This is a genomic window from Candidatus Cryosericum odellii, assembly GCF_003570935.1.
Classification (GTDB): domain Bacteria; phylum Caldisericota; class Caldisericia; order Cryosericales; family Cryosericaceae; genus Cryosericum; species Cryosericum odellii.
This window is the reverse complement of sequence record NZ_QXIU01000012.1, coordinates 1-2688: the sequence shown is the minus strand read 5'-3', so window position 1 is coordinate 2688 and position 2688 is coordinate 1. Positions and strand designations below refer to the sequence as shown.

At 56.7% G+C, this 2688-nt stretch carries 3 protein-coding genes and 2 pseudogenes; all 5 read right to left on the bottom strand.

From position 1 onward, the window contains the following. Positions 1-251 (bottom strand): annotated as a pseudogene (locus tag SMC5_RS00630) (thiamine pyrophosphate-dependent enzyme); the annotation flags it as partial. Positions 252-267: 16 nt separating this feature from the next. Beyond that, entirely contained in the window at positions 268-1335 is a 1068-nt protein-coding gene (gene vorB / locus SMC5_RS00625) for a 3-methyl-2-oxobutanoate dehydrogenase subunit VorB (RefSeq protein WP_119087553.1), read from the bottom strand. Continuing rightward, positions 1332-1616: an indolepyruvate ferredoxin oxidoreductase subunit alpha gene (locus tag SMC5_RS11525; protein WP_243621692.1), complete on the bottom strand. Its 285-nt coding sequence runs from the start codon at positions 1614-1616 to the stop codon at positions 1332-1334. Before SMC5_RS11525 ends, vorB begins: the two co-directional genes overlap by 4 nt. Beyond that, entirely contained in the window at positions 1567-2310 is a 744-nt protein-coding gene (locus SMC5_RS00615; protein WP_119119178.1) for a hypothetical protein, read from the bottom strand. Before SMC5_RS00615 ends, SMC5_RS11525 begins: the two co-directional genes overlap by 50 nt. Before the next feature lie 21 nt (positions 2311-2331). Then, positions 2332-2688: pseudogene (locus SMC5_RS00610) on the bottom strand (butyrate kinase); the annotation flags it as partial.

Here is a 2688-nt window from a genome sequence, read left to right as displayed (position 1 = left end):
GGATTCGTGACCTTGATGCCGGTGGCCATCGCTGGAGCCCTGCCATGCGCCGCCTCGACACTGTCGAAGTTGAAGTAGTCATATCCAAGAACGGCACAACCAACTGGCCAGACCCCAATGGTCTTGTCCACGAGTCCCATCTCATCCACCAACTCGGCGACAAGCCGATGGGCAACTCCATGCGTACATCCTGGACAGTAGTGTGTTACCTTGTTTGCCCACGACGTGGGACGTTCGTAGATGACTTTCATCTGTTCAGCCATGGCTCTACCGTCCTTTCCCGAACTGCTCTTCGAACGCCGCTAGTATTTCCTGAGGTCCCGGCACGACTCCGCCGCCCCGCCCATACCAGCCCAGAGGCATCTTGTCACAAAGAGTCAGCTGGACATCCTCAAACAGCTGCCTGTACGCAAGTTCGACCGTCAGAGTCCCTTTCAGTTTGCCAACGTACGCCTGCATCTGCTTTGCAGGAAATGGCCAGACTGTTATCGGACGCAGCAACCCGAGTTTGATGCCCTTGTCACGTGCAACGCGTACTGTCGTTTTCGCAATGCGCGCCATCGTTCCATACGCGATGATAGCGTAGTCGGCATCGTCCATCTGGTACTCCTCGATGCGGCTTTCAGCCTGTTCGACCTGCGCGTATTTCGCCTGGAGTTTGAGGTTCCATTGCTCCAGTCCGGCAGCATCCAGCGTAAGGCTGGTAATGATATTTGCATGGTCACGTCCATGTCGCCCGACCGTTGCCCACTCCGGTGTCTTCAGCGTCGAAACATCAATCCTGGTCTTGAACTCGACGGGTTCCATCATCTGTCCGATGAGACCATCAACAATAACCATGACCACCATGCGGTACTTGTCCGCCAGTTCGAACGCATCGACAAACAGGTCCACGCCTTCCTGGATCGATGAGGGAGCAAGGACAATGCGTTTGTAGTCCCCGTTGCCGCCCCCTTTGACCGCCTGGAAGTAATCCGCCTGAGCGGGAGCAATGTTGCCGAGACCAGGCCCGCCACGCATGGCATTCATGACGACACATGGGACATTGGAGCCGCTGATGTAGGAAATGCCTTCCTGCATCAGGGAAATACCTGGGCTCGAGGACGACGTCATCACCCGAACACCAGCGCAGGCAGCACCGTAGACCATGTTGATAGACGCAACCTCGCTTTCAGCCTGCACAAATCTGCCACCAACCTCCGGGAGACGGCGGCTCATGTACTCGGGCGTCTCATTCTGTGGTGTGATTGGATAGCCAAAGTAGTAGCGACACCCCGCCTGGATGGCACCTTCGGCAAGGGCTTCCGCCCCCTTCATGAGAACCTTGTCGCTCATGCCTTCACCTCTCTGTGCAGCTCAATGGCAATATCAGGGCAGACCAGCGCGCACGAACCGCAACTGGTGCATTTGTCCTGATCCGTGCACTGTGCAGGTCTGAAACCACGGGCATTCAGTCGATCACTTATGATCAGGATCTTGACAGGACAAATGCTGACGCACAGACCACAACTCTTGCACCGCTGTTCGTCAATAGAGACTCTTTCCAAGGTAGACCTCCATATTGCTTCAGAATTCCGTTTGCGACCCGACTGTATCCAGAATACGATTGAAAACACGAATCACCGACAGAAGCCCGGCCGCACCTGGCGCGAGTCGATGCACTACCTGGTCAGCATACTCCGGCGACACAAGCACTGCGACGACAGGCAACCCTTCACTATCGCCGAGAGCCTTGACAGCATCGTAGCCGCGCTGTACGTCTTCCACAGTCGTCTCCGCCTGCAGATTCGTGTTGGCAACAAGTCCAGTCACCTCAAGGCGCGCACCTGAGCGAATAGCCATCAGCATACGTTTCAGGCCATCAGCGCTATCCATTCCCGGTCGCAGCGTGTTCACCACGATGTACAGGCTATAGTCACTGGCAATAATCGTTTCACGAAACTGGGCAACAGCTCCTGCCCCGATGGCGTCTCCACCAACATCGATGACCTTGATTGTCTCTCGAGAAGACAGAAGCGCATGCAGATTACGAGGAAACGTCGGGATGTCTGCATGAAGCAGTCGACGCTCCGGTTCGACGATGGTCAGTCTCCCTGCTTCGTCCTCAGTAAGCAGCCGCAACATGTCACGAAGCCGAAAATAGGGCTTGACGACATCCAGGTCGCATAGTGTAACCGGGGACGTCGTCACCCGGATCAGAGACAGGGCGAGGTTGATAGCGACCTCGGTCTTGCCCGACCCGGATGGCCCGGCAAATACAATCGACTGGCCTGTCCGCGGGCGACCAAACAGATCGGCAAGTTCACGCATCGGTCTGCACGTCCAATGTACTCAGGGCCGTCCGCTACCCGCCTGCTCCGGCGGATACACTCCGGCGGGTACCGAACCATCCAGTACGCGGAGCACGCCCAAAGCCAGCGCTTTCATCTCGTCCTCGCCCGGATAGACCTTGATGGGTGCGATGAACTGGACACGTCTCGTGATCTCGTCGACGAGGAAAGCCGACCGGGCGATACCTCCCGTCATGACAATGGCGTCGACGTCTCCCTTCAATACGGTGGCCATTTCCCCAATAGTCTTCGCGACTGTGTACGCCATTGCGGTGTACACCAGGAGAGCGTGCTCGTCCCCATCGTCGATCATCTTCTCAACCGTGCGAGCGTCATTCGTTCCGAGGTGGCTGACCAA

Excerpts from the sequence above, each read along its gene's own strand:
- SMC5_RS00615 (WP_119119178.1), bottom strand. The coding sequence starts at position 2,310 with ATGCGTGAACTTGCCGATCTGTTTGGTCGCCCGCGGACAGGCCAGTCG.
- vorB (WP_119087553.1), bottom strand. The coding sequence starts at position 1,335 with ATGAGCGACAAGGTTCTCATGAAGGGGGCGGAAGCCCTTGCCGAAGGT.